Origin of the sequence: Dactylosporangium sp. NPDC049525 (assembly GCF_040676755.1) — a bacterium.
In the GTDB taxonomy this organism is placed as follows: Bacteria; Actinomycetota; Actinomycetes; order Mycobacteriales; family Micromonosporaceae; genus Dactylosporangium.
In genome coordinates, this window is record NZ_JBFAPO010000007.1 from 92,624 (window position 1) to 116,984 (window position 24,361).

Annotated in this window: 27 protein-coding genes; 17 read left to right on the plus strand and 10 right to left on the minus strand. The window is 73.8% G+C overall.

Annotated elements, in window-relative coordinates; genetic code table 11:
• Positions 1-152 precede the first annotated feature (152 nt).
• Positions 153-785 (plus strand): sigma-70 family RNA polymerase sigma factor, encoded by a 633-nt coding sequence (locus AB0K00_RS13655; protein WP_363519917.1) that lies wholly within the window; start codon positions 153-155, stop codon positions 783-785.
• A 71-nt stretch (positions 786-856) separates the two neighbouring features.
• Positions 857-1,444: a hypothetical protein gene (locus tag AB0K00_RS13660; RefSeq protein ID WP_363519920.1), complete on the plus strand. Its 588-nt coding sequence runs from the start codon at positions 857-859 to the stop codon at positions 1,442-1,444.
• Positions 1,445-1,504: 60 nt separating this feature from the next.
• On the opposite strand, the gene AB0K00_RS13665 is transcribed toward AB0K00_RS13660, so the two are convergent.
• On the minus strand, positions 1,505-2,437 hold the full coding sequence (locus AB0K00_RS13665; protein WP_363519922.1) for a zinc-binding alcohol dehydrogenase family protein: 933 nt from the start codon (positions 2,435-2,437) through the stop codon (positions 1,505-1,507).
• A gap of 88 nt (positions 2,438-2,525) precedes the next feature.
• Here AB0K00_RS13665 and AB0K00_RS13670 point away from each other — a divergent pair, with 88 nt between their 5' ends.
• Genes AB0K00_RS13670 through AB0K00_RS13680 form a run of 3 tightly spaced genes read left to right on the plus strand, consistent with a single transcriptional unit; the run spans position 2,526 to position 4,442 of the window.
• Positions 2,526-2,951, plus strand: coding sequence for a MarR family transcriptional regulator (locus tag AB0K00_RS13670; RefSeq protein WP_363519924.1), 426 nt, complete (start codon positions 2,526-2,528; stop codon positions 2,949-2,951).
• A gap of 21 nt (positions 2,952-2,972) precedes the next feature.
• On the plus strand, positions 2,973-3,713 hold the full coding sequence (locus AB0K00_RS13675) for a methyltransferase domain-containing protein (protein ID WP_363519927.1): 741 nt from the start codon (positions 2,973-2,975) through the stop codon (positions 3,711-3,713).
• Between the two features lie 18 nt (positions 3,714-3,731).
• Positions 3,732-4,442 (plus strand): helix-turn-helix domain-containing protein, encoded by a 711-nt coding sequence (locus AB0K00_RS13680; protein WP_363519929.1) that lies wholly within the window; start codon positions 3,732-3,734, stop codon positions 4,440-4,442.
• Here the strand turns inward: AB0K00_RS13680 and AB0K00_RS13685 are convergent.
• On the minus strand, positions 4,424-5,002 hold the full coding sequence (locus AB0K00_RS13685; RefSeq protein ID WP_363519932.1) for a dihydrofolate reductase family protein: 579 nt from the start codon (positions 5,000-5,002) through the stop codon (positions 4,424-4,426). The two genes, AB0K00_RS13680 and AB0K00_RS13685, sit on opposite strands and share 19 nt — an antisense overlap.
• A gap of 151 nt (positions 5,003-5,153) precedes the next feature.
• On the opposite strand from AB0K00_RS13685, the gene AB0K00_RS13690 reads away from it, so the two are divergent.
• Together AB0K00_RS13690 and AB0K00_RS13695 are read left to right on the plus strand one after the other, a co-directional pair.
• Positions 5,154-5,948, plus strand: a complete 795-nt coding sequence (locus tag AB0K00_RS13690) for a hypothetical protein (protein WP_363519934.1) — start codon at positions 5,154-5,156, stop codon at positions 5,946-5,948.
• A 10-nt stretch (positions 5,949-5,958) separates the two neighbouring features.
• The gene (locus tag AB0K00_RS13695; RefSeq protein WP_363519936.1) at positions 5,959-6,102 is read left to right on the plus strand and encodes a hypothetical protein; all 144 of its coding nucleotides are present in this window, start codon (positions 5,959-5,961) and stop codon (positions 6,100-6,102) included.
• A gap of 14 nt (positions 6,103-6,116) precedes the next feature.
• Here AB0K00_RS13695 and AB0K00_RS13700 read toward each other — a convergent pair whose 3' ends face one another.
• On the minus strand, positions 6,117-6,401 hold the full coding sequence (locus tag AB0K00_RS13700; protein ID WP_363519939.1) for a hypothetical protein: 285 nt from the start codon (positions 6,399-6,401) through the stop codon (positions 6,117-6,119).
• 90 nt (positions 6,402-6,491) lie between these two features.
• On the opposite strand from AB0K00_RS13700, the gene AB0K00_RS13705 reads away from it, so the two are divergent.
• Positions 6,492-7,772, plus strand: coding sequence for an MFS transporter (locus tag AB0K00_RS13705; protein ID WP_363519942.1), 1,281 nt, complete (start codon positions 6,492-6,494; stop codon positions 7,770-7,772).
• Positions 7,773-7,794: 22 nt separating this feature from the next.
• On the opposite strand, the gene AB0K00_RS13710 is transcribed toward AB0K00_RS13705, so the two are convergent.
• The 3 genes from AB0K00_RS13710 to AB0K00_RS13720 all read right to left on the minus strand — a co-directional run bounded on the left by AB0K00_RS13710 (position 7,795) and on the right by AB0K00_RS13720 (position 10,804).
• A complete protein-coding gene (locus AB0K00_RS13710) occupies positions 7,795-8,850 on the minus strand; it encodes an NYN domain-containing protein (protein WP_363519945.1) in 1,056 nt (351 codons plus the stop codon).
• A gap of 123 nt (positions 8,851-8,973) precedes the next feature.
• Positions 8,974-9,834 carry a peptidoglycan DD-metalloendopeptidase family protein gene (locus AB0K00_RS13715; protein WP_363519947.1) on the minus strand — a complete coding sequence of 287 codons (861 nt, stop codon included), beginning with the start codon at positions 9,832-9,834 and terminating at the stop codon, positions 8,974-8,976.
• Between the two features lie 235 nt (positions 9,835-10,069).
• On the minus strand, positions 10,070-10,804 hold the full coding sequence (locus AB0K00_RS13720) for a dienelactone hydrolase family protein (RefSeq protein WP_363519950.1): 735 nt from the start codon (positions 10,802-10,804) through the stop codon (positions 10,070-10,072).
• A gap of 159 nt (positions 10,805-10,963) precedes the next feature.
• On the opposite strand from AB0K00_RS13720, the gene AB0K00_RS13725 reads away from it, so the two are divergent.
• Positions 10,964-11,209, plus strand: a complete 246-nt coding sequence (locus tag AB0K00_RS13725; protein WP_363519953.1) for a hypothetical protein — start codon at positions 10,964-10,966, stop codon at positions 11,207-11,209.
• 40 nt (positions 11,210-11,249) lie between these two features.
• Entirely contained in the window at positions 11,250-11,441 is a 192-nt protein-coding gene (locus AB0K00_RS13730) for a sigma factor-like helix-turn-helix DNA-binding protein (RefSeq protein ID WP_363520373.1), read from the plus strand.
• 9 nt (positions 11,442-11,450) lie between these two features.
• Here the strand turns inward: AB0K00_RS13730 and AB0K00_RS13735 are convergent, their stop codons facing one another.
• On the minus strand, positions 11,451-12,230 hold the full coding sequence (locus tag AB0K00_RS13735) for a DUF4261 domain-containing protein (RefSeq protein ID WP_363519955.1): 780 nt from the start codon (positions 12,228-12,230) through the stop codon (positions 11,451-11,453).
• 109 nt (positions 12,231-12,339) lie between these two features.
• Here AB0K00_RS13735 and AB0K00_RS13740 point away from each other — a divergent pair, with 109 nt between their 5' ends.
• Positions 12,340-12,843, plus strand: a complete 504-nt coding sequence (locus AB0K00_RS13740; RefSeq protein ID WP_363520376.1) for a GNAT family N-acetyltransferase — start codon at positions 12,340-12,342, stop codon at positions 12,841-12,843.
• On the opposite strand, the gene AB0K00_RS13745 is transcribed toward AB0K00_RS13740, so the two are convergent.
• Both AB0K00_RS13745 and AB0K00_RS13750 read right to left on the minus strand, forming a co-directional pair.
• Positions 12,824-13,912, minus strand: coding sequence for a tetratricopeptide repeat protein (locus tag AB0K00_RS13745; protein WP_363519957.1), 1,089 nt, complete (start codon positions 13,910-13,912; stop codon positions 12,824-12,826). The two genes, AB0K00_RS13740 and AB0K00_RS13745, sit on opposite strands and share 20 nt — an antisense overlap.
• Before the next feature lie 141 nt (positions 13,913-14,053).
• The gene (locus AB0K00_RS13750) at positions 14,054-14,560 is read right to left on the minus strand and encodes an ATP-grasp domain-containing protein (protein ID WP_363519960.1); all 507 of its coding nucleotides are present in this window, start codon (positions 14,558-14,560) and stop codon (positions 14,054-14,056) included.
• Between the two features lie 50 nt (positions 14,561-14,610).
• Between AB0K00_RS13750 and AB0K00_RS13755 the strand changes: the two genes are divergently transcribed.
• The 3 genes from AB0K00_RS13755 to AB0K00_RS13765 all read left to right on the plus strand — a co-directional run bounded on the left by AB0K00_RS13755 (position 14,611) and on the right by AB0K00_RS13765 (position 17,176).
• Positions 14,611-15,426 carry a hypothetical protein gene (locus AB0K00_RS13755; RefSeq protein ID WP_363519962.1) on the plus strand — a complete coding sequence of 272 codons (816 nt, stop codon included), beginning with the start codon at positions 14,611-14,613 and terminating at the stop codon, positions 15,424-15,426.
• Positions 15,427-15,471: 45 nt separating this feature from the next.
• Complete coding sequence (locus tag AB0K00_RS13760; RefSeq protein WP_363519964.1) at positions 15,472-15,729, plus strand: YciI family protein; 258 nt, start codon at positions 15,472-15,474, stop codon at positions 15,727-15,729.
• A gap of 109 nt (positions 15,730-15,838) precedes the next feature.
• On the plus strand, positions 15,839-17,176 hold the full coding sequence (locus AB0K00_RS13765) for a sulfatase-like hydrolase/transferase (protein WP_363519966.1): 1,338 nt from the start codon (positions 15,839-15,841) through the stop codon (positions 17,174-17,176).
• 16 nt (positions 17,177-17,192) lie between these two features.
• Here AB0K00_RS13765 and AB0K00_RS13770 read toward each other — a convergent pair whose 3' ends face one another.
• Positions 17,193-17,864, minus strand: coding sequence for a hypothetical protein (locus AB0K00_RS13770; protein ID WP_363519968.1), 672 nt, complete (start codon positions 17,862-17,864; stop codon positions 17,193-17,195).
• A 155-nt stretch (positions 17,865-18,019) separates the two neighbouring features.
• On the opposite strand from AB0K00_RS13770, the gene AB0K00_RS13775 reads away from it, so the two are divergent.
• From AB0K00_RS13775 to AB0K00_RS13785, 3 genes are all read left to right on the plus strand, one after another.
• On the plus strand, positions 18,020-18,991 hold the full coding sequence (locus AB0K00_RS13775) for a cellulose binding domain-containing protein (protein ID WP_363519971.1): 972 nt from the start codon (positions 18,020-18,022) through the stop codon (positions 18,989-18,991).
• A 575-nt stretch (positions 18,992-19,566) separates the two neighbouring features.
• A complete protein-coding gene (locus tag AB0K00_RS13780; RefSeq protein WP_363519973.1) occupies positions 19,567-19,953 on the plus strand; it encodes a hypothetical protein in 387 nt (128 codons plus the stop codon).
• Complete coding sequence (locus AB0K00_RS13785) at positions 19,950-24,275, plus strand: HAD-IC family P-type ATPase (protein ID WP_363519975.1); 4,326 nt, start codon at positions 19,950-19,952, stop codon at positions 24,273-24,275. The genes AB0K00_RS13780 and AB0K00_RS13785 overlap by 4 nt, the downstream gene beginning before the upstream one ends.
• Positions 24,276-24,361 lie beyond the last annotated feature (86 nt).

Here is a 24,361-nt window from a genome sequence, read left to right on the forward strand (position 1 = left end):
CGCGTCCCGGGATTTTTCGCTCGCATCCCGCCCGCTGGTCGGCGAACGCCACGGCGCCGCACCGGATGCCGTCCGGACGACCCTACCGCGGCGTTATACAACCGTGACCTGGGCGTGGGAAGCGGAGAGCGGCGGCGGACACCGCAATGGTGATGGATGACGACGACCGACTGTTGTGGGACCGGGCGCGGGCCGGCGACGCCGCCGCGTTCGGGGACCTCTACGCGCGGCATGCGCGGCCGGTGTACACGTTCTGCTACTGGCGGACCGGGGATGCCGCGCTCGCCGAGGACCTGAGCGCCGCGGTCTTCCTCGAGGTGTGGGCGGCGCGCGGCCGGACCGAGCTCACCGAGGCCAGCCTGCTGCCGTGGCTGCTCGGGGTGGCGCACAACCTGGTGCGCAACCAGTGGCGGTCCAACCGGCGGCGGCGGGCCGCGCTGGCCCGGCTGCCCCCGTTGCGCGACAGCCCCGACCACGGCGACGACGTCGCGGAGCGGGTGGACGCGCAGCGGCGGATGGCGACCGTACGGCGGGCCTGCGAGCGGCTGCCCGAACGTGAGCTGGCGGTGTTGCAGCTGTGCGCGTGGATGGGGCTCAGCCCGCCCGATGCCGCCACGGCGCTGGGCATCCCCGTCGGGACCGTGCACTCCCGGCTGTCGCGGGCCCGGGCCCGCCTGCGGAGCGAGATCGGCGAGGACGGAGCCCGGGAAGCGGCCGGGCGCCGCGGACACGAACCGGATGACGGCGCAGCGCCGTCCCGGCCGGCCCTGGGAGGGACGCGATGAGACCCGATCCGATGAGGCCCGAACCGCCCGACTTCCCGGCCGACCGGCTTCTCGCCCGAAAGGAGCAGGTCATGACCGCCTTCCTCGAGCTGCAGCAGAACCAGCCCGCACCTTCGCCCCGGACCCGGCCCCGTTCGGCGCTGGCCCTGGCCGGCGTCGCCGTCGCCGCCGTCGCCGCGACCGTGGTGGCGCTCACCGTGGCCCAGCCCGAGGCCAGGCCGGCGTACGCGCTGAGCCCCAACGGCGACGGCTCGATGACGTTCACCATCAACGACGCGAGCGACCCGGCCGGCGCCACCGAGACGCTGCGGGCGGCCGGCATCCACGCCGTCGTCCTGCCCGGCCACCGGCCCGGCGAGTGCCCGGCGGACCAGCGCGGCACCCGCGACAGCCGCGCGTGGTCGACGCTGATCACGGCGTACGAGAGCTTCGAATACCGCCGCACGCACCCGGACGCCCTGCACAGCGTCGTCATCCGGCCGGACCGGATCCCGGCCGGCACGATCCTGGTCATCGGCATGATCGAGGGCCGCCTCGACGGCGAGCGCAGGGTCTTCGTGCACCCGGAGCTCTTCACCGACCCGGGGCCGGCCTGCTACGAGACCGACCTCAACGTCGAGAAGCTGATGCGGATCGAACAGCACCTGCGCTCGTCATGACCGGCGGCGCCGGCACTCGCGAACACGACCGGCGGCGCCGGCACTCGCGAACATCAGGTGTCAGGGCACGAGGACGATGCGGTCGGTCGTTCCCGGCGTCGACGTCCAGGCCTGTTCGACCTGGGCCAGGGGCACGGCGCGGGCGCGGACGTCGAAGGCGCCCGAGGTGACCGCGGCAGCCAGTTTGGGCAGTTCCTTGATGAAGTCGCGGCCGGGGACGGAGCCGATGCCGCTGCCGACGATGTCCAGCCGGGCCGAGCGCAGCGCCGCGGAAGGGATGGGTGCGGTGGGGCCGGCCACCGAGCCGATCTGGATCCAGGTCAGCGGCCGGCCGCGGTCGGCGCGGGCGGTGAGCATGGCGACCATGGCCTGGGCGGTGGGCTCGCCCCACACGTAGTCGATGACGACGTCGGCGTCGGCGGCCTGCGCGAGCTCCTCGAAGGTGCAGGTCGCGTCGGCGCCGAGGGCGGCCAGCCCGGCGAGACGGGACGCGTCGCGGCCGGCGGCGGTGACCCGGGCGGCGCCGAACCGTTTCGCGACCTGGATGGCCATCCGGCCGGCGTTGCCGGTGGCGCCCAGCACCAGGACGTGTTGCCGGCGGCGGAAGTTGATCCGGCGGCGCAGCGCGACCCAGGACGACATCGCAGGGTTCATCGCGGCGGCGATCTGCACCGGGTCGACGCCGTCGGGCAGGACGACGCTGCGGTTCAGGTCGATGACGGTCCGCTCGGCGAGGGTGCCGAGGTTCGTGTCGTCGAGCACCGTGTACCTGAGCCGTCCTTTCGGGTCCCGGACCACCCCGTCGATGCCCGGGATCAGCGGAAGCTCGCCGGTGCTCGTGTAGTGCGAGCCGTCGGCCTGGGAACGGACCCGAGGGTGCAGGCCGGCCGCGAGCACGTCCACAACGACCTCGTCCTTGCGGCGGGCCGCGGGATCCGGGTGCTCACGGTACTGCGGTGGCATGTCGAACACCGTGACGACAGCGGCGTGCATGACGGCGCTCCTCCCGTTTAGTTGGTACTACAAACAACCTGAGGTCAGGATGGTTGGTAATACCAACTATGTCAAGTATGGTGGTGCCGTGACGGATCCGGCCGAGGTGGCACTGGTGGACGCGCTGGCGCGCAGCGCCTATGTCGTGATGGGCGTGCTCAGCCGGGTCGGGGCACGGCACGACCTCTCGCTGACGCAGCTGCGGACGCTCGGCATCCTGCGCGACCGCCGGGCCAGGATGACGGACCTGGCAAACTTCCTGGGGCTGGACAAGTCGACGATGTCGGGCCTGGTCGACCGCGCCGAGCGCAGGGGGCTGCTCGAACGGGGGCGGAGCCGGGCCGACGGCCGCGCCGTCGAGGTCTTCATGACCGCCGCCGGCCTGGAGCTCGCCGACCGGCTCTACGGGGAGGTCCGGCAGTCGCTGGCGGAGATCACCGACCGGCTCGACCCGGCGCAGCGCGACACCCTCACCCGGCTGCTCGAACACCTGCTGGGGCCGACGCCCGCCTGACCGGAATGGGACACTGGCACCGTGGTCATCTATGACGCGATCGGCTCGACGTACGCGACGAAACGTCAACCGGACCGGCGGATCGCCGCGCACATCACCGCCGCGCTCGGCGACGCCCGGTCGGTCGTCAACGTCGGCGCCGGAGCCGGCTCCTACGAGCCGCCACAGACGATCCTCGCCGTCGAGCCCAGCTCGGTCATGATCAGGCAGCGTCCGCCCGGCGCGGCGCCGGTCGTGCAGGCGTGCGCGGAGGCGCTCCCGCTCGCCGACGGCGCCGCCGACGCGGTCATGGCCCTGCTCACCGTGCACCACTGGACCGACCTCGAGGCCGGGATCGCCGAGCTGCGCAGGGTCACCAGGCGCCGCATCGTCGTGCTCACCTGGGATCAGCCCGCGTTCCGGTCGTTCTGGCTGGTGAAGGAGTACCTGCCGGAGGCGGCCGCGTTCGACGACACGCGGGCCGTGCCGGTGGAGCGGCTCGCCGCGCTGCTCGGCGGCGCCCGGGTCGAGCCGGTGCCGGTGCCCCACGACTGCACCGACGGGTTCGGCGCGGCGTACTGGCGCCGGCCCGAGGCGTACCTCGACCCTGCGGTCCGCTCGAGCATCTCGGTGCTGGCGCAGACCGGGGACGCGGTGCTGCGGCCGGGGCTGGACCGGCTCGCCGCCGACCTGGAATCAGGCCGCTGGCACGACCGCCACCGCGACCTGCTCGCCCGCGAGGACCTCGACGCGGGCTACCGCCTGCTGGTAGCCGACGAGTAGGCGCAGGCGAGCAGAGGCATGGCACTGCGGTTCGAGACGCGCACGTCGGACTCGTCGTGGGTCGACACCGTGTGGACCTGCACGAGTGAGCAGGTCGCGGAGATGACCTCCGTCGCCACCGTCAGCTGGGGGCTGGTGTTCTGGGAGCTGGACGGCACCGCGCACGCAAGCGTCAGCGGCCCCGAGACCCGGACCGGGACCGCGCCGGTGCCGCAGGGCGCGACCTTCACCGGCATCGAGTTCGCCGTGGGTACGTCGCTGCGGGTCGTACCCACGCCGGCCCTGGTCGACGGCGGCCTCGAGCTGCCCGACACCACGCGCAGGACCTTCCGGCTGGACGGCGCCCGGTGGCAGACGCCCCGCCCCGACGACGCCGAGGCCCTGGTCGCCCGGCTCGTCCGGGCCGGCGCCGTGGTCCGCGACCCGCTCGTCGCCGAGGTCCGCCGCGGCCAGCACCCGGCGATGTCGGGACGCACCGTCGAACGCCGGTTCCGGGCGGCGACCGGCCTCACCCAGGGTGCGGTGCGCCAGATCGAACGCGCCCGCACCGCCTCCGGATTGCTGGCCGCCGGAGCCCCGGTCGCCGACGTCGTCGCCGGCCTGGACTACTTCGACGAGCCGCACCTGGCCCGGGCGCTGCGCCGGTACGTCGGGCGCACGGCACGGCAGCTGCGCGACGGGACCGGCGGGGCGATCGCCCTGGACGTGGCTCAGCCCACCACGTCGTAGACCATCTTGACGATGCCGTTCGGGTACGCCGCCGACTCCCGCAGCCGCAGCGCCTGCTTGTCCTTGTCCGACCGGCTGAACAGGCCCTTGCCGGCGCCGAGCAGCACGGGAAACACGAGCAGGTTGTACCGGTCGATCAGGCCCGCGTCCGACAGCCGCCGCGCCAGCTCCGCACTGCCATGGATGAAGATCGCCCCGCCCTCGCCCTGCTTCAGCTCGGCCACGTCGCCGGTCGAGCGCAGGATCGTCGTCGGACCCCAACCCTCGACGAGGGCGTCGTCGGGCAGCGTGCCCGAGACCACGTACTTGGGCAGTTCCTTGTACGCGGCGTGGTCGTCCGACTCGCGCCACAGCGGCGCGAACACCTCGTAGCTGCGCCGGCCGAACATCAGCGCCGTCGTGTCCTGCAGCTCCTCACCCTTGAGCGAGAACGCCTCGGGCAGGAACTCGATGTCCTTGACCACCCAGCCGCCGCTGCGGTGCTCCTCCCCCGGCCCGCCGCCGGGGGAATCCACCACCCCGTCGAGCGAGACGAACCCGGTGTAGACCAGTTCACGCATGTACCCGTTCCCCTCGTTGCCGGACGCATTTGCGACGCCCAGGTTAGGAAGCGGCGGCGTGGCCGTCTTGTACAGAAACGACGCCGTCAGCGGATCCCACTTCCCGATCGTGATTTGCCGCGGCGGGGGTGTTCCGTGAAAACATTGATGGATGTCTGCAGGGAGCCCGCCGCCCCTCGAGGTGCGCGCAGATCAGGCCCGGCTGTCGTTCGACGGTCGGCTGGTCACCGTGACCCGGACGGATCGGCTGCGGCGCCCGCGGTCCATCCGGCAGTACGCGCTGTGCGACTTCGTCGACCTGCGGCTGTCCTACCACGGCAACAACTCGGCGCAGGTGCTGCTCCTCGACGTCAACCGCGGCCTGCAGACCGTCGACAGGCTGACGATCACGGACCCGACGCACTCGGCCGGCCCCGCCGACGCCGTCGTCCACACGATCAACGAGGCCCGCGCCCAGCGCGTCCGTGCCGTGCTGGAACGCACCGTCGGACCGGGCCCCTGGCCGGTGGACACCTGGGACCAGATCCGCTCGCTGCTCATGGTGCAGGGGTACACCGAGCCGTGGCCACCCGGCTCCGGCACCCCGGACGGCAGCCGTGCGGTGTACGAGCCCGGCGAGTCCGCGCTGCTGCACGCGTTCGCCCGGGCACTGACGTACCTCACGCCCGGCCCCCGCCACGGCGACCTGTCGTTCCCTGAACTCGGCGGCCTCACGACGCCCGTCGAACTGCTGCGGCTCACCGGGGGCGGCGAGTTCGGCCGGGTGTGGAACGGCATCATCACCGCCCTGGAGGGCGACTACCCCGTCACCGCCGACCCTGCCTGGGACCGGACCGCGGACGACCTGCTGCGGTGGGGCCACGACCAGGTCGAACGCCGCCGCGCCGGCCGGCCCCGTCCACCCGCGCTCCCCGGCCGCCCGAGCCGGGCCATGGAAGAGGACTGACGGCTACCCGGTGATCGGCGCGGCCCTCAGCGCCGGCGCGATGATCGTCGGCTTCATCTTCCGGCACATCGAGGACGGCGTCCGCGTCCCCAGGCAGCGCGGCCCGAACAAGCACTACGTACGATCCGGCCGCATGAGCACCGCCGGCACCTGACCGCCCCGCTCGAACTACTCGGGCGTCTCACGAGGCGTGGGCGGCTGGTCGTACTCGCCGAGGGCATAGCGGAGTCGGTGGTTGAGGTCGTTGATGGACTGACGCAGGTCCCGCTCCGTCCCACCGGGTTCAAGGATCTCTGCCCGCTCGAACCGGTCTTGGATCCGCGCCGACAGGCGCCCGGAGATCCCGCCGCCCGTCAGCTCGCCTTCGATGACGGCAAGCAGTCCGATCAGCGCTGACAGGTCGCGAGGATCGCAGCTCCGCCGAGCCGCGGAGCCCGACGCGTCGATGTTCATGACGCCCATCGTCCTACCGGACTCTCACCAGCGGTGCGGGGGCCGGCGAAATCCGTCGACGTTTCCGGCCCGTCGTGTGATTCTGCCCGGGTGATCGACGATCCACGGCGCGGGCGCAGGCCTGTGGGCGGGTTGTTGCGGACGCGGAACTTCGGTCTGCTGTGGATCGGGCAGTCCACCAGCGCGGTCGGCTCCGCGATGACCACCGTGGCGCTTCCGCTGGTGGCCATCTCGACCCTGCATGCCGGTCCGGCCATGGTCGCGTTGCTCACGGCCGCCACATGGCTGCCGTGGCTGCTGATCGGGCTGCCGGTCGGTGTCTGGGTCGACCGGTGGCCGCGCCGGCGCACGCTGCTGGTCGCCGACGTCGGTGCCGCGGCGGTGCTCGTCGTCATCCCGGTCGCGGCCTGGACCGGCGTGCTGACCATGACCATGCTGCTGGTGGTCGCGCTGCTCGCCGGGGTCGCCGGGGTCTTCGCCAACGTGGCGTTCAACGCGTTCCTGCCCCGTCTCGTCGGCGCGGACGACCTGATGGAAGGCAACGCCAAGCTGCAGACCAGCGCATCGGTCGCCCTGGTCGTCGGGCCGGGCCTCGGCGGGCTGCTGGCCCAGGCGGCCGGCCCGGTCAGCGGCATCCTCATCGACGCCGTCACCTTCCTGGTGTCGGCGGCCTGCCTGCTCGGCCTCCGGTCCGAGCCGGAGCCACGCCCTGCCGCGGGCGACCGCCCGGGCATGCTGCGCCAGATCGCCGAGGGCATCGGTTTCATCATGCGCGGACGCCTGCTGCAGGCCATGTTGGTGGTGGCGGCGGTGACCAACTTCGCGATGCTGGGCATCACTGCGCTGCGGGTCGTCTTCCTGGTGCGTGCGGAGGGCGCCGCGCCGGGTACCGCGGGCCTGGTGATCGGCGTGGGCAGCCTCGGCGCCATCCTCGGTGCCGCGCTCGCCTCGCGGGTGTCCCGGCGCTTCGGCAGCGCCCGCACCTACCTGGTGGCGAACGTCGCGGCCGCCCCGTTCGTGCTGTTGCTGCCGCTCGGCGGCCACGGCTGGCGCCTGGCGCTGTTCGCGGCGGGCTCCTTCATCGCGCTGGCCGGAGCCACCATGTCGAACGTGATGACCATGACGTTCCGTGGTACCTTCGTTCCCGCGCACCTGCTCGGCCGGGTCACCGCGGCGTCGCGGATCTTCGTGTTCGGCACCGTGCCGTTCGGTGCGGCAACCGCCGGCCTCCTGGCCTCGACGCTCGGCAACCGGTCCGCCATGTGGGCCCTCGCCGTCCTGTACGTCATCGCTCCCCTGCCCCTGCTCGCCACCGAGGCCCGCACGCGACGCGACTTCCCGGCCCAGGACACTGTTCCGTCGATGCGGTGAGGTCGTGCCGGCCGGCTTCGAGTCAGCCCTGGTGGCAGTGCCGGCACGGTGGGCGGCGGCGCAGGTGGTAGGTGATCGCGGCGGCGCCGAGCGCCACGCCCCACACGGTCCACAGCACGCCCGGTGCGGTGGTGGCCCAGGTGCCGGCGGTGACCGGCGCGCGCAGGTTCATGAACCCCGCCGGGACGAGCACCACCGCGACCACCGCGGCCGGGATCACCGCGAGCATGGGCGGCACCCGGCGCCCGGCGCGCCAGAACATCCAGCGCGGGTACACCTCGCCCCACCGGCTCACCAGTCCGTGGGTCAGGATGCCGCCGCCGATGGAAGCCAGCGCGCAGCCGAGGCCGACCTCCAGCATGCCCGGCGTGTCCTGCATCATCGCCAGGAAGTCGTGCGGGATCCCCAGTGGCACGCCGAGGAACCAGGCGATCCGGGTGATCTCGTAGGGCACCGGGGCGAGGACGGCCACGAGCACCGCCCACCGGCCCCAGCGCAGCAGGTCCGCGCGCTCGTGGTCGGCGTGGCCCTCGACGCGGCCGCAGCGCACGCAGGCGCCACGGATCCGGCGGTGGTACAGCACCGTCGCCCATGCCCACAGCACCCCGCCGGCGAACAGGATCAGCAGGTTGCCGCGGTGCCAGTAGATGATGTCGCTGACGCCGTCCTGAGGGCCGGGCACGCCGGTGAAGACGAACACCAGCAGCGCCGGCGCGAACGCCACGAACGCCAGCAGCGTGTAGTCGGGCAGGACCAGCGCCAGCCCGGCCGCCATCACCCAGCCGAACCCGATGACCGCCCACGAGCCGCGCACGGCTCGCGGCGCACGCGCCATGTACACGGCGATCGCGGCACCGCCCAGCCCGAGCAGGGCCATGACCGGCGCCACCACGGCGGCGTCACTGCCCTCCAGGATCGACCCGGACCTGTGGTCGTCGTCGATCGGCGCGAACGGGAACCCGGCGCCGCCCGACCACCAGTACAGGCCGAGGATCCCGTACCCGAGCGACCAGCAGGCCGCGGCGTACCCCATCCAGACCGTCGGGAACGTCCGGGTCTTCTCAACGGTGGTTGCCACCCGGACAGCATTGACAGCGATCGCTGAGATCACGCTGTGCGCACCTGTGCCGACGCTGAGCGGGCCTGAGCGCGCGGCGCAGGGCGGCGACGAGCGCCAGGCCGAGAGGACCCGTGGCAGGCCCTACGCGACGGGGGCGCCGGCGGTGCGCATGAAGGCGACCGGGTCGATCGCGTTGAGACGGGTCGCGGGGCGGCCGAAGTGGACCTCGAAGTGCAGGTGCGGGCCGGACGAGTTGCCGGACGTGCCGACGGAGCCGATGCGCTGCCCCGCGGTCACCTGCTGGCCGACGACCACGTCGGGGCGGCGCACCATGTGGCAGTAGCGGGTCGTGACGTCGCCGGCGTGGTGGATCTCGACGTACCAGCCGCAACCCTTGATGCTCGGCGAGCCGTCGACGTCGCAGGACGGGCCGGACGTGTTGCACACGACGGTGATGACGGTGCCGTCGGCGGTCGCGTGGATCGGCGTCTCGCGGGCGGCCATGATGTCGATGCCGTCGTGAGTGGGGCGGGAGACGGTGCGGAAGCCGCTGGTGCCCTTGCCCGGCACCGGCGCGACCCACAGGCCGACGGCCACGGCACCGGTCGGCGGCACGATCACGGGCGGCACCGGCGTCGGGGTGACGGCCGGCGCGGGCGTGGGGGTGACGACCGGCGCGGGGCAGGCCGGCGGCGCCTTGCGGCGGCTCACGTACGCGTCGGACACGTAGGCGCCGCTGATGAGCCGGTCCCACCGGTCGGTGGTGCGGACCCGGCCCTTCGTCTTCGGGCCCTGCACCGAGCACACCAGGGCGAGCTTTGCCCCGTTGCGCAGCGACCCGACGGCCGCGGACCCGGGGGTCGGCGCGGACCGCACGGCCAGGCGGGTCTTGCCGGAGGAGACGGTGCCGGGCAGCGACGCGGCCGCGGCGGCCGTCGCGGGGGCCAGCGCGGTGAACGCGACGGTGGCCGCGGCCGCCAGCCCGAATGCCGTGAGACGCATGCACACCACCAACGAAGGGCCGGGGCGTCTCCCCGCCGTGTCCTTCACAGCGTGGGCGACGCCGGTTGCCGTCGGGGTGCGGCGGGGATTGCGGCGGGGCGCTTCAAACGGTCAGCCGCCTGTCGATCCCGGGCAAGGGCGACCACGTCCCGGTGTGGTTCGGCCCGAACGACCCGGGCAACGAGCGCCGCATCGGCGTCGGCACCGAACGCTGACCGCCGGCTGGTCGACGGCGTCAGCGGGCGGTGAAGAAGGAGATCGCCTCGGTCAGGGCCAGGTCGGTGAGCACCGGGTCGTGCCGGGCGCCGACGTCACGCATGAAGGCGTGCTCGCCGCCGCGGTACACGTGCAGCTCGAGGTCGTCGAGGCCGGCGGTGTACAGCGCGGCCAAGATCTCGACCCGGGCGGCCGCGGGCACGTGCGGGTCCTGCGCGCCGAAGACGAGCATGAGCCGGCCGTGGATGTCGGCGGCGCGGGCGAGGGAACCGGCGTCGGCGTCGGCACCCAGGGCGCCGTTGTGCAGGCCGGTCGGGTAGAAGCACACCGTCGCCGCGACCCGCGGGTCGAGGGCGGCCCGGAACGCGAGGTGGCCGCCGATGCAGAAGCCCGTCGCGAGCAGGGTCGTGGTGTCGGCGCGCAGCTCCAGGTAGTCCAGCACCGCGACGCGGTCGGCGTCGAACCCGGCGGTCGTGGTGGCGGCCGCGCCCGCGAGCCCGGCCTGCTTGCCCGCGTCGTCGAACTCGAGTGCGACGCCGGCCAGGTCACCGTGCGGGTAGATCTCCGGGACGCAGACGACGAACCCGGCCGAGGCCAGCCGCCGCGCGGTGCGCAGGGTCGACTCGGTCAGCTGGAAGATGTCGGTGTACAGCAGGACTCCGGGCAACGGCCCGTCCCCCGTTGGGCGCAGCACGACCGAACGGATCGCGCCGCCGGGCGACGGCACCAGCACCTCGTCCTCACGCAGCTTCATGCCGACTGACATTACGGGCCAGCCCCGGCGGCCGGGCCGGGAACCAGGTGCGCCGCGCAACCGGGCAAGATCGTGCCCGACGGATTCACGACTCCGTGCCGGCGAACAAACCTCCGGCGGGGCGCATCGAACCCTGCGACACCACAACCGAACCAGCCCTTGGAGTACGGCACGCTGCGGCTCGGCATGACCAAGGCGCAGGCCGTCGCGATCGGGCTGCTGGGCCCGTTCGACGATTCCTTCTGCTCCCAGGCGTTCCTGCGCGACGCCCCGGCCGGCTGGGGCAGGGTGTACGCCTCCCCGGAGCGCGGGCTGTCCGCGATCGAGGCGTGGTCCACCCTCGACACGGCCGAAGGGTTGCACAAGGGCGAGCGAGCAGGCGACGCCGCAGCTGCCGGTCGATGACCCCGACCCGCGCACGACGAGCGTCATCGCGGGCTCGCGCCTGGACCTCCTCGACGCCCTCGAGCAGTTGGAGGCGCACCGGGCCGAGCTGGTCGCCCCGCTGGTCCTGCGCGACCTCTGCCAGCTCTCCTACGAGGAGATCGCCGGCCATCTGAACATTCCGGCAGGCACCTTGAAGTCCCGCATCCACGACGCCCGGCGGCACGTCCGCGCCACGCTGGACGGCGGCTGACGGCCGGCCTCAGCGGCCTCCGCCGGCACCCGCGCCCGGCGAGATCGACAGCACCGGCCGGTCGGGGCCGACCGACGCCGACGCCGACGCGACCCGCCAGCGCTGGTCCCGCATCAGGCCCTGCATGAGGCTGCCGCCGCGGATCGTGTGCCCGGCGACCAGGTCCTCGGCGACGGCGGTCAGGTAGCCGGCCATGTGCTCCTCCGGCAGCCCGCTGAAGACGCACTCGAGGTCGGGCAGGCCGAGCGGGGCGAGCCCGAGGGTGTCCATCAGCAGCAGGCCGGGACTGCCGGCGACGTTGAACAGCCGCACGTTGACCAGTCCCGCCAGGGGGCGGACGGCGAGGGCCTCGGGCGGGGTGGCGACGCCGCCGGCCGGCCACCAGATCCCGGCCGGCACCGGGCCTTCGGCGAGACCCCGGACGGCCGAGATGAACGCCCGCACCCGGTTCGCGGGGGCGAACGACGTACCGAAGACCTCCGTGACCGTCACGGTGTGCCGCACCTTCGCCATTGCCACCGCCGCGTCCGGCCACTCCCAGGTCTGGGTGAGATCCCGGCGGCCACCGGCGTCGCCCGGCTGCGGCACCGACCGCCCGACCGACACGAGCAGGCGGATGCCCGTGTCCGTGCTCAGCTCGGGGAACGCGACCATCAGCCCGCCGCCGCGGCCCGTGCCGTCCACGAGCTCGACCGACGGCCAGTAGCGCCGGATGCCGGCCAGGACGTCTACCGGGCGCGGCCGCACCGCGTCGACGTAGCAGAGCTCCGCCGCAAGTCCAGCACTCATCGGGTCCTTCGGCTCATCGGGTGCCTCGCATCATGCCACGGCCGCGCACCGCTGCCGATCCGCAATCCGGTGGCGAATCCCCGGCGGGCCAGCCGATGATGGGCGGGTGATGGCCGATCCCGACACCAGCCTCGTCGTCGCCGTCGTGAAGCCGGCGGAGGCGCCGGCCCGCCAGGCGCTGCGCGACTACTACCACGACATCGCCGGGCGGTATTACGGCCGCCCGCTGACCGAGGCCGAGATCGACGAGATCCTCACCGACGAGCCCGACGAGGACCTGCAGCCGCCGACCGGCTGGTTCTGGGTCGCCACCCTGGACGACCGGGTCGCCGGCTGCGTCGGCCTGCGCTACGTCGCCGAGGGCGGCATCCGCGTCGGCGAGCTGACCCGGGTGTACGTGTCGGGCACCGTCCGCCGCCAGGGTCTCGGCGGGAGGCTGCTGAACGTCGCCGAGCAGCAGGCCCGCGCCGACGGCGTCACCGCGCTCCGGCTCGACGTCCGCACCGACCTGGTCGAGGCGCGCGCCCTGTATGCGCGGCACGGTTTCCACGAGGTCCCCGCCTTCAACGACAGCCCGTATGCCGGCCACTGGTTCAGGAAGACCCTCCGCTGAGGCGGTCGAGGTTGCGGCGGGCGGCGGCCGTCTCGGGGTGCTGCTCGCCGAACCGGGCGACGCACGCCTCCACGACGGCGGTGAGCTCGGTGGCGGCGTTGGTCTCGTCGCCCTGCAGCAGCATCACCCGCACGATCCCGTTGCGGGCGGCCAGATGCTCCGGATCGAGGGGGTCGCTCAGCTCGGCGGCCCGCTCGTAGGCGCGGTACGCCGCCGTCAGGTCCCGCTGTTCCCGCAGCACCATGGCCAGGTCGTTGCACCCGGCCGGGGTCCCGGCGGCCTGCTCGCACAGCGTCCGCGCGCCGGCGAGGTCACCGGCGGCGAGGCGGGCGGTGGCCGGGTCCTGCGGGGCGGCCTGCCGGGCGATGCGGGTGTCCGGGTGCGACGGGCCGAAGAGCCGCTCGTACAGCTCCGCGGCCTGCTCGTGCGGCGACTGCGGCTGCGGCGGCTCCGGTTGTGATGCGGTCCTCGCGGCGCCGTTCAGCGCGGCGACGGTCTCCGGGTGCGCGTCGCCGAGCAGCCGCCGGCAGCGATCGAGGGTGTCCCGGTAGCGCTCGCCGGCCGCGGCCCGCTCGCCGTGGATCAGCAGCGCCGCGGCGAGCCCGTTCGCCGCCGCGAGGGTCGATACGGCGTCGTCGCCCTGTTCGTCGCGGTGCAGTTGGTACGCCCTGCGCCACACCGCGACCGCCCGGCCGGGAGCACCCTGGGCGAGGTGCGCGGCGGCGAGCCCCTGCATGAGCTCCGTCGTGTAGTCGTCGCCGCCGGGCGCTGCCAGTGCCTCCTCGAACCGTTCGACGGCGCCGGTCAGGTCGCCGCGTTCAGCCCGGTCCAGCGCGTCGGTGTACAGCTCGTACACGGCGTCCACCGCCCGGCGTTCCGCCCTGCCGGCCCGGACCTCACGCCACTTCAGCCAGCCGACCCCGGCGGCGAGCACCGCCACGACGATGAGCACCCCCGGCCCGAGCCCTTCGACGAGACCCGCGACGATGCAGCCGAGGGGGCAGCCGAAGATGAGCACCGCCAGGCCCACCTCGACGCCACTGCGCGGTGACCACCGGTTCTCCCCCACCGCCCCATCATCGCCGTCGCCCTGTCCGGGTCCGAACGGCTCGGTCGCACATCTGCCACAGCCGATCGGCGAACGTCCGAACGGCACCCGCGACGCGATCGACGTCGTGGCCGCGCGGCAGCCGCTGCCGGAGGAGGGGCGTCAGGTCGGCTGGAGGACGCCGGTGACGAAGGTGTCCGGGGCGACGGTGGTGGGGCGGTCGCTGACCTGGCCGTCACCGAGTTCGATGACGCGCCATACGCCGTCGGTGCGCAGGGCCAGGTCGACGGTCACGAACGGCAGGCGCAGGGCGGCGACGAGCGGCTCGACGGCGGACAGGTCGAGGCCGGCGGGCGGGGGCTCGTGCGGGGTGTCGGGGTGCGGGCCGGTGAGGCGGCACCTGCCGTCGACCCACCAGGTGCGGACCTCCGCGGTGGTGAACGGCTCGAAGCGGCGCAGCACGAAGCCGCCGGTGAAGTCGTCGTCGCGCAGCTCCCGGAACCGGACGCGACCGCCCACGCGGCGGCCGGGTCGGCGAGGTCGGGGATGTAGACGGCCTCGTGCCAGTAGTGCTTCATCGACTTCGTGTAGTCGCGCAGGACCGCCGGGCCGGGGCCGAGCTCCGCGGCCGCGCGTTCGAACGCGTCGCGGTCGTCGCCGGTGGTCCACGTCGACGGTGGGGTGACCTCGGCGAGTGCCGCGTACCAGCTGGGCAGTTCGTGCGCCTGCCGGTACTGCTCGGCGCTGGTGCGCAGGGTCACGCCGCGCTCGGCGAGCACGTCGGCGAACAGCGCGTACTGCTCGGCGCGCAGCATCCAGCCGCGGTAGACGGCCGCATCCGGCGCCTCCGGCACGTGCAGGACCGCCCGGCGGGCGGCGTGCCTGCTCGTCAGGCCGTCGTGGTCGACGACGCCGACGTCCAGCCCCGCGGCGCGGGCGGCGGCGGCCTCCGCGGCGAAGTGCTCGTCGGGTCGGCGCGGGCGCAGCGGATCGGCCGGTACCAACACCATCACGTTGGCTACGGTACGTGGATGAGCGCGCTGGAGTTCACGACCGACGCGGCGCGGTTCCTTGCCGCGGCAGACGACCATCTGGCCGCGGACCCGGTCCTGAGCACGGTCGTGACGGCGAACGCGCACCGGTCGCGGTCGTGGCCGGCCGGCGGGCCGCCGCGGCACTTCTGGTGGCTGGTCGTCCGGGACGGGGCCGGGGCCGTCGTCGGGGTGGGGATGCGCACGGCGCCGGTCGCGCCGTATCCGCTGTACCTGCTGCCGATGCCCGACGACGCGGCCGTCGAGCTGGGCCGGGTCCTGCACGAGCGCGGCGAGGAGACCCTCGCGGTCAACGGGGCGCTGCCCGCCGCGCAGCGGTGCGCGGCCGAGCTGGCCCGCCTCGCCGGTGGCCGGGTCGAGGTCCAGGTCCACACCCGGCTGCACGAGCTGGGCGAGGTCACGCCGCCGGCGCCCGTGCCGGGCCGGCTGGCGGTGGTGACCGAGGACGACGTCGACATGGCCAACCTCGTCGTCGTGCGCTGACGGCCGCCCGGTTCGGGCGGCCGCGGCTGCCCTACCATGGCCGGGGTGTTCCTTCTTGAGCTCGCCTTCGACGGCAGTCCCGACCGGCTCGCCGTGCGTCCCGCGCACCGCGAACGGCTGCAGGCCCACCACGCCGCCGGACGGCTGATCCTGGCCGGGCCGTACCCGGACGAGACCGGCGCGCTGCTGGTCTTCGACGTGACCGCGGAGGAGTTCGAGGCGATCATCGACGACGACCCGTACTACCGGGCGCCGGGCGTGACCGTCGTGCGGCGGCAGGAGTGGAACCCGCTGTTCCGCTGAGCGCCCAGCGACGTGGTGCCCGATCCGAGTCCCGGAATCGGCCGTCTTCGAGGAAACGCCCGGCTAGGGTATGTAGCTCAGCGTGTATGAGTGAATACCTGGAGTGGTAATGCGGGCATGGGTGGCTGTGGTGGTGGCGGTCGCGGTGGTCGCGGTGGTGCCGCCCGCGCAGGCGGTGCGGGCGGCCGCGCCGGCCCGGCCGAACGTCCTGCTGCTGCTCATGGACGACGCGCGGACCGGGCAGACGTTCGTGATGCCGCGCGCCCTGGACTGGCTGGGCGGTCACGGCCGCACCTTCCCCAACGCCATGGTGAGCACGCCGAGCTGCTGTCCGAGCCGGGCGACGATCCTGTCCGGGCGGTACGCGCACAACCACCACGTCACCCAGCAGGGCGTCATCGACCGGTTCGACCACACCCGGACCGTGCAGCACGAGCTGCACACCGCCGGATACCGCACCGCCGCGGTCGGCAAGCTCTTCAACGCCTGGGACATCACCCAGCGCCCGCCGAACTTCGACAACTGGGCGCTGACCGGCGGCGGATACACCGGCGCGGACTTCGTCGTCGACGGCGTCGCGACCAAGGCGGCCTACTCCACCACGTTCATCGGCGGTCAGGTCAACCGGTACGTCGACCGGTATGAGCGCGACGACGCCACGCCGTGGTTCATCTACGCCGGCTTCACCGCCCCGCACGCGCCGCAGGTGCCGGAGCCGCGGTACGCGAACCTGAGCTACCCGTGGGAGGGCAACCCGGCGACCCGCGAGACCGACCGCAGCGACAAACCCGCGTACGTGCGCCATTTCAACCGCACCCAGGAGCAGGGCGCCGAGGAGCGGCAGGGGCAGCTGCGCACGCTGCGCTCCGTCGACGACGCCATCGAGACGATCCGCCGGCAGCTGGAGGCCCGCGGCGAGCTCGACAACACCCTGGTGATCCTGATGTCGGACAACGGCAAACTGTGGGGCGAGCACGGCCTGCCGGAGAAGTTCATGCCATACCTGCAGGCCGAGCGGGTCCCGCTGCTGATGTCGTGGCCGGGCCGGCTGGCGCGGGGCAGCGACCCCCGGCTCGCGGCGAACCTCGACATCACCCCGACCGTGCTCGCCGCGGCCGGACTGACCCCGGGCTACCAGGTCGACGGCCACAACCTCCTCGAGCCGGGCGACCGCACGGCGCTGCTCACGGAGTACTGGCGCGACCCGGCCAACGGCGCCGGCATCCCGCCGTGGGCGTCGACCTACGTGCCGGGGCGCTACCGGTACACCGAGATCTACGACGACGCGGGTGCCGTGACCGACCGGGAGTACTACGACCTCGACCGCGACCCGTGGCAGCTGACGAACCTGCTGGGCGACGCTGCCGCCGGCAATGACCCGCCGACCGCCGCCCTCGCCGCGGCGCTGGCCCGGCAGCGGACCTGCGCGGGCCACGGCTGCCCGTGACCCGCGCGGGCCGATGTCACCTGCTGGGCGTCGGTGTCCTGGTGTTCCCCGGCACGCCACGTCCCGGCTTCGGGATCGCGACCGGCATCGCGGTGCCGGTCAGCCGCGCGGCGATCCCGTTGCTGCGCGGCTGGTCCGGCGTGTCGAGCAGCTTGGCGCCCTCCGCCCTGAGCTGGGCGGCGTCGTGGGAGCGTTCGCGGCGTTCGAGCACGCCGGCACAGTGGATGAGGGCGATCGCCAGGCGGCTGCGCCGCACCGTGCGCCGCCGGCGTTCGGTGGTGATGAGCTCCTGGATCGCGGTGAGGGCGGCGTCGGCGCGGCCGGCCTCCTCGAGGGCCACGGCCACGGCGAGCAGGTCCCAGTCGGGGCCGTCGTCGTCCGCGGCGCGGCGCCGGCGCTGCCGCGTCACGACCTCGGTGAGGATGTCCTCCGATGTCCGGGCGAGGTTCCTCGCCCAGGTGAGCAGGTTGGTCGTAGCCTCGGCCAGCAGCGCCTCGACGGCGTCCTCCGGCGCCGCTGCGGTGAAGCCGTCCACCAGGTCGCCGAGTGCCCTGGCGAGCCGGGGACGGTAGACCTGCGGTCGCACTGTCGTCATGATGCGGTATGCCTGCACCAGCTCATACCGTCGCGGCCGGTCCTGCAGCAGCACCACGCAGGCCCACGTCACCATGCCGGGATCGAGCAACACATACCTCCTGCGAGTCGGGAGCGACCACCGTACGACGAAGAAACCCCAGGTCAACAGGGCTGTTCACCCGAGTGATCGGCGCCGATGCGTGCGGTATGCTTTTGGCAGACGTAACCCGTGCCCGGCGTTGCGCCATCCACGTATCGTGTATCGACATGAGTCGATTCCTGTCGAGGACGGTCGCGCTCGCGGCGGCCGCCGTCCTCGCGATCACGCTCAACCCCGCGCCCGCCAGCGCCGCGACCGCCCCCACCGCCGTGTTCGTCCAGGAAAGCGTGTGGCCCGGCGGCTCCTCGGGCCGCATCACCGTCACCAGCGGCGACGCCGCCGCGCTGCCGAACTGGCGGGTCGAGTTCGACCTGCCCGCCGGCACCACCATCGCCCACTACTGGAACGCCGTCCTGACCCGTTCGGGCAGCCACTACGTCGTCGTCGGCGCGTCGTGGAACGCGAGCCTCGCCGCGGGCGCCTCCACCAGCTTCGGCTGGGTCACCTCCGGTCAGGGCACGCCGCAGGGCTGCCTGCTCAACGCCGCGCCGTGCGACGGCCGCCCACCGGCCCGCGACGTCCGTCCGCCGAGCGCACCGACGCAGTTGCGCGGGACCCCACAGGCCACCACGTTCACCCTCACCTGGGCGGCCTCGACCGACGACCGCGGCGTCGTGGGCTACGAGATCTACAGCAACACCGGCACCGCCCCGATCGCGACCGTCACGACGACCAGCTACAGCATGCCGACACCACCACCGATGGTCATGTCGTTCGGGGTGCGGGCCGTCGACGCCGCCGGCAACCGCTCACCCTTCGCCGTCCTCGGCCTCGGCACGCCGCCGGACACCACCGCCCCAAGCCAGCCGACGGGCCTCACGCTGCGTGGCGTGACCGACGGCTCCTGGACGGTCGGCTGGACCGCCTCCACCGACAACCAGTTCGTCGCCGGTTACGAGGTCACCCTCAACGGCGCGGTCATCAGCCTGGTCGGCAACACCACCGCCTACGTGCCCTACAGCGGCTACGGCACCTACATCGTCACGGTCCGCGCCTTCGACGGCGCCGGCAACTACTCGACCCGGGCCCAGATCGGCATCGCGGTCGACCCGCCGCCCCCGCCGCCGCCCGGCGCCTGACGCAGCCATCCGCAGGGGCACGCGACGGCCGGTCGCGTGCCCCTGCCGCATCCGGGTCTCTGGCCCGAGCCGAGGAACCCACCAGCCCGGGCCACTGCCACCCGCAAGAAATCCTCAGTTTTCCGACGGTGTCACCCCGGCGTTCACCTACCGCACCTACGTTTCCGGCGCAGTGACAAACCGAAGGAGCACCGCCATGTCCGAACTGCTCGCCGCGATTGCGGTCGAGGTGGTCAGCGCCCTGTTGATCTCGCTCATCGTCGCCGCGGTCCGCCGCTTCGTGAGCCGCCCCGTGAGCCGCCCGGCCTGACCGGGCAATCCCGTCGCCGGTCTGTGGGTTGATCCCGCACCGTCGGGGTAGCGGCTTTCGTTCGGCCGACTCCCGTGGAGGTGCTCATCCCATGGTGACCACAGCAACGAGAAAAGAAGCCCGTTCTGCCACTGGCCCCTCAACCGGCTCTTCAACCGCCCCTTCAGCTGGCCGCTCAGCTGGCCGCTCAGCGCAAGCCCGGCGCCGCAGCCCGGCGCAGAAGGCCGCCGCCTCCACAACGGCGGCCGCGCGGCGACCGGCACGGGTGAAGGAACTCCCGCCCACCAGCACGGTCGCCCGGCCCGAGGCCGAGTCCGAGCTGGTGACCTGGCAGGACGTCCCGATGCCGCACGTCAAGGTGCCGGTCGTCCACGTGGCCGGTCCGGCGGCGCGGTCGGTCCTCACGAATGTCACGTGGACGACGCGCACCCTCGTGTCCGCCGTACCGGAGCCCAGGCGACTGCTGTACTACGGCGGCGTCGGCGCGCTGGCCGTGCTCGGCGTGCTGGAATGGCCGGTCGCCGTCGCGGCCGCGGCAGGCGTCTGGGTGGCGACCCACACCGGTCGGCGCGCCGAGTCGCAAGCCCCCGCTGAGGCGCCCAAGGGCAAGCAGCGGGCGACGGCCGCTCCGGCCACTGCCACGGCACGGTGACGGCGCCCTCAAGGAGCCGGCCGCGCCGCGGCCGGCGGAGAGCGTGGGCCCGGGACGGCCTCGCCCACATCGAGGTGTACGGCGCCCGGAAGCACCTGATCAGCGACGAACACGGCAGCCTGCTCGAGAAGGCGCTCGAAACGTTGCACGGCGTGGACTGGGCGGCGTGGAATGCGGCCCTCGGCCGCCTGCTGATCAGCTATGACGAGGACTCGCTCGATCTCGACGACCTCATCGAAGCGGTCGCGGCGGCCGAGTCCGACCACGTCCCCGCCGCGGGTGCGGCCGGGCCGACCTATCTCGACGCGGAGAGCCGCCACCTGGTGACGCTCGTCGTCGACGTGCTCGGTGCCGCCGCAGCGTTCGTGGCGCAGGGCCTGCGACTGCCCGCCGCGCCACGTGAGCTGGCCGCCATCGTCGCGATGGTCGATCACATACCGGGGCTGCGTGCCAGGCTGCACCGGGCCGTCGGCCGTCACTGGGCCGACCTGACGGTGTCCACGGCCACCACGGTGATCAACACCATCGGCCAGACGGGGGTGTACACGCTCGCGGACGCCGTCATGCGGGTCGTGCTGCTGCGGGAGATCGCCGCGCAGCGGGACACGTGGCGGCGCAGGGGGGCCGAGCTGCCCCGGGAGGCCGGCGCGAGCCGGGTCGGCAGCCTGGACGGCGCCCGGCCGGCGGCGTTGCCCGAAGGGGCGATCGAGCAGTACGCGCGCCGGATCAGCGCCTTGACGCTGCTCGTGTCCGGCGGGCTCGTGCTGCTGCCCAGCGGCGTCCGGCGCGCGGCCAGGGCACTTGCGGCCGGCTCGCCGGTCCCCGCGCACGCCGGACGGGAGGCGTATGCGGCCGAGCTCGGCCGGCTCCTGGCCCGCCGCGACGTGCTCGTCCGCGACCCGGACGCGCTGCGCCGGCTGGACCGGGTCGACACGGTGGTGATTGACGCCCGGGTGCTGACCGGGGACCGCCACGTCATCAGTCACGTCGTGCCCGTGCACGGCACGGTCGAGGCCGCCTGGGAGGCCGCGCGACAGCTCGTCGACGGCCACCGCGGCGCGTTGCCGACGAGCGAGGACGCCGGCGGCTGGGCGCTCACCGACCCGCAGCGCCTGGACACACCGGTCCCGGAGGCCGTCCTCGACGACGCGCGTTCATCCGACGGCGTCAAGGGGAAGGTGTACGCACTGACCCACGACCGGCAGCCCGTGGCGCTCGTCCTGGTGGAGCCCGCGCTGGATCCGTTGACCACGGCCGTGATCGCCGCCGGGCGGCAGGCCGGGCGGGTGCTGCTCGCCGGGGCGTCTGCCGAAGTTCGTCGCCGGGTGCCGGCGGACGGCTCCGTCGCGGGCGGATCCCGGCTGGCGGAGTCGATCCGCACGCTGCAGCGGGACGGCCACGTCGTCATGCTCGTCGCCGAACGCAACGACGTCGCGCTGGCCGCCGCGGACTGCGGTTTCGGCGTACTGCGGGAGGATCGCCGCCCGCCATGGGGCGCCCACCTGATGGGCGGGCCCGGCCTGGAGCCGGCCTGGCTGCTGCTCGAAGCGGTGACGGTGGCCAAGGCGGTGGGCAAGCGGAGCATCCTGGTGGCGTCGCAGGGTTCGCTGGCCGGCCTGCTGCTCGGGCTCGCCGACCCGGCACCGCGGGGCGCGCGCCGCGGGGCGCTGGCCACCGGGGTCGCGCTGGCCGCCAACGTCCTCGGCGGTGTGTGGTCGGCGCGTGGCCTGGGCCGCCGCCCGGCGCCGGTGTCCGCCGCCGACGTCGCCTGGCACGCACTGCCCGTCGAGGAGGTCATGCGGATCCTGGACACGTCGCCGCAGGGCATCGGCGAGGAGGCCGGCGAACAGCGCCGGCGCGCCGAGACCCCAGACGCCGAGACGACGGCGGCGCCGGGGCTGCTCGGCACCGTCGTGGCCGAGCTGGACACACCGTTGACGCTTCCCCTCGCCGCCGGTGCGGGGGTCTCCGCCATGATCGGGGCGAAGAGCGACGCGGCGCTGGTCGTCGCGGTCATCGTGGCCAACGCACTGCTGTCCAGCGTCCAGGACCTGGCCGCCCGGCGGGCCCTGAGCCGGCTGGTGAGTGCGGCGTCGCCGCGGATCCGGCTGCGCCGGGCCGGCGTCGACCGCGCCGGCAGCCTCGACGAGCTCCTGCCGGGCGACGTCATCCTCCTGGAGCCCGGCGACGCGGTGCCGGCGGACTGCCGGCTGATCGAGACCTCCGGCCTGGAGATGGACGAGTCCTCGCTGACCGGCGAGTCGGTGCCCGTGGCCAAGGGCGTCGCCGCCACCCGCGCCGCCTCCGTCGCCGAGCACACGAGCATGGCGTACGCCGGGACGACGGTCGCCGCCGGGACGGCCACGTGCGTCGTCGTGGCGACCGGGGAACGGACGGAGGCCGGCCGCAGCGCGCGGATGGCGCTGCAGGAGCCGCCGAAGAGCGGCGTGCAGCAGCGGCTGCGCGAGCTGACCAAGGCGTCGCTGCCGGCGGCGGGTGCCGCGGCGGCGGCAATGCTCACCGCCGGCCTGCTCCGGGGCCGGCTGGCCGAGTCGATCAACAGTTCGGTCGCGCTCGCGGTCGCCGCGCTCCCCGAGGGGCTGCCGTTCATCGCCACCGCGGCCGAGCTCAGCGCCAGCCGCCGGCTGTCCGAACGCAACATCCTGGTCCGCGATCCCCGGTCGATGGAGGCGCTCGGCCGCATCGACGTGATCTGCTTCGACAAGACCGGCACCCTGACCGAAGGCCGCATCGCGTTGCGCAGCGCCTCGGACGGCCGCGTGCAGCTGCCCATCGACCGGCTCGCCCCCGGGCACCGGTCGATGCTCGCCGCCGCGCTGCGCGCGAGCCCGGCATCGAACGGGCAGGAGGCGTTGCCGCACCCCACCGACCAGGCGGTCGTGGTGGGCGCCGCGGCCGCGGGCGGCGGCACCGACGAGGGCGCCGAGGGTTGGCAATCCGTCCGCGAGCTGCCCTTCGAGCCGGCGCGCGGGTTCCACGCCGTCCTCGGTACGGCACGGACGGGCCAGGTGATCAGCGTCAAGGGCGCACCGGAGATCACGCTGCCGCGCTGCGTGACCTGGCGCCTCGACGGGACCGCCCGGCCGCTGACACCGGCCGACCGGCAGGAGATCGAGGCGGAGGTCGACCGGATGGCCCGGCAGGGGCTGCGGGTGCTCGCGATCGCGGAGCGGGCGGCGTCGGCGCGGCGCCGCCTCGACGACGAACGCGTCGACAACCTGGAGTTCCTCGGTCTCCTGGGGCTGGCCGATCCGACGCGCCCCACCGCCGCTGAGGCGGTCGACCGGCTGCGGCGTGCCGGCATCAAGGTGGTCATGCTGACCGGCGACCATCCCAGCACGGCGGCGGCGATCGCCGCCGAGCTCGACCTGCTGGACGGCGGGACGGTGGTGACCGGGCCGGACCTCGACGACGCCGACGACGCGACGATCGACGCGCTGGTGGCCAAGGCCTCGGTCTTCGCGCGGGTGAGCCCGGCGCACAAGGTTGCGGTGGTCCGCGCGCTGCGCCGCGCCGGATGCGCCGTCGCGGTCACCGGCGACGGCGCCAACGACGCGCCCGCCATCCGGCTCGCGGACGTCGGCATCGCGCTCGGCGAGCAGGCCACGGCCGCCGCCCGCCAGTCGGCCGACATGATCGTGATGGACGGCCGCATCGAGACGATCGCCGACGGGGTGGTCGAGGGCCGCGCCATGTGGGCGTCGGTCCGTGAGTCGCTCGCCCTGCTCCTCGGCGGCAACCTGGGCGAGATCCTGTTCACCGTCGGCAGTTCCGTGGTCTCCGCGACACCGGCGCTGAACGCGCGGCAGATCCTGTTCGTCAACCTCATGACGGACCTGCTGCCCGCGATCACGGTCGCCGCCCGGCCACCGCGGCACGTCAGCTCGGAGCAGCTCGCCCGCGAAGGACCGGAGGCCTCGCTCGGCGCGGCGCTGACCGGTGACGTGATCCGCCGCGCCGTCGCGACCTCGGCGGCCACCGCCGGGGCCTGGCTGACGGCCAAGGCCACCGGGACGGCCGGGCGGGCCAGCACCGTGGCGCTCGCCTCCCTCGTCGGCGCGCAGCTGGGCCAGACCGCGCTGCTCTCCGGCGGTGACCGGATCGTCCTCGGCGCGGCGGGCGCCTCCGCGGCGGCGCTCGTCGGCGTCGTGCAGACCCCCGGCCTGAGCCAGTTCTTCGGCTGCCGGCCGCTGGGGCCGGTCGCCTGGGGCATCGTCCTCGCGGCGACGGCCGCCGGCACGACGATGGGGGCGTTGCGGCTGCCGCGCCTGCTGCCGGGACACCCGCCCGAAGTGAGCTGATCCCCGGGTCGTGTCCACCGGTGGTGCGCTGGCGAGCGGCGCGGTGGGCGTACCAGCGCCGCGCCGTCGACAACAGCGAACCCGGT

What these genes read in the sequence shown, in the direction of transcription:
- AB0K00_RS13740 (WP_363520376.1), top strand. Translation starts at nt 12,340, where the DNA reads ATGGCCGATCCCGACACCAGCCTCGTCGTCGCCGTCGTGAAGCCGGCG.
- AB0K00_RS13690 (WP_363519934.1), top strand. Translation starts at nt 5,154, where the DNA reads ATGTCTGCAGGGAGCCCGCCGCCCCTCGAGGTGCGCGCAGATCAGGCC.
- AB0K00_RS13775 (WP_363519971.1), top strand. Translation starts at nt 18,020, where the DNA reads ATGAGTCGATTCCTGTCGAGGACGGTCGCGCTCGCGGCGGCCGCCGTC.
- AB0K00_RS13660 (WP_363519920.1), top strand. Translation starts at nt 857, where the DNA reads ATGACCGCCTTCCTCGAGCTGCAGCAGAACCAGCCCGCACCTTCGCCC.
- AB0K00_RS13720 (WP_363519950.1), bottom strand. Translation starts at nt 10,804, where the DNA reads ATGAAGCTGCGTGAGGACGAGGTGCTGGTGCCGTCGCCCGGCGGCGCG.
- AB0K00_RS13665 (WP_363519922.1), bottom strand. Translation starts at nt 2,437, where the DNA reads ATGCACGCCGCTGTCGTCACGGTGTTCGACATGCCACCGCAGTACCGT.
- AB0K00_RS13735 (WP_363519955.1), bottom strand. Translation starts at nt 12,230, where the DNA reads ATGAGTGCTGGACTTGCGGCGGAGCTCTGCTACGTCGACGCGGTGCGG.
- AB0K00_RS13715 (WP_363519947.1), bottom strand. Translation starts at nt 9,834, where the DNA reads ATGCGTCTCACGGCATTCGGGCTGGCGGCCGCGGCCACCGTCGCGTTC.
- AB0K00_RS13655 (WP_363519917.1), top strand. Translation starts at nt 153, where the DNA reads ATGGATGACGACGACCGACTGTTGTGGGACCGGGCGCGGGCCGGCGAC.
- AB0K00_RS13765 (WP_363519966.1), top strand. Translation starts at nt 15,839, where the DNA reads ATGCGGGCATGGGTGGCTGTGGTGGTGGCGGTCGCGGTGGTCGCGGTG.
- AB0K00_RS13685 (WP_363519932.1), bottom strand. Translation starts at nt 5,002, where the DNA reads ATGCGTGAACTGGTCTACACCGGGTTCGTCTCGCTCGACGGGGTGGTG.
- AB0K00_RS13700 (WP_363519939.1), bottom strand. Translation starts at nt 6,401, where the DNA reads ATGAACATCGACGCGTCGGGCTCCGCGGCTCGGCGGAGCTGCGATCCT.
- AB0K00_RS13680 (WP_363519929.1), top strand. Translation starts at nt 3,732, where the DNA reads ATGGCACTGCGGTTCGAGACGCGCACGTCGGACTCGTCGTGGGTCGAC.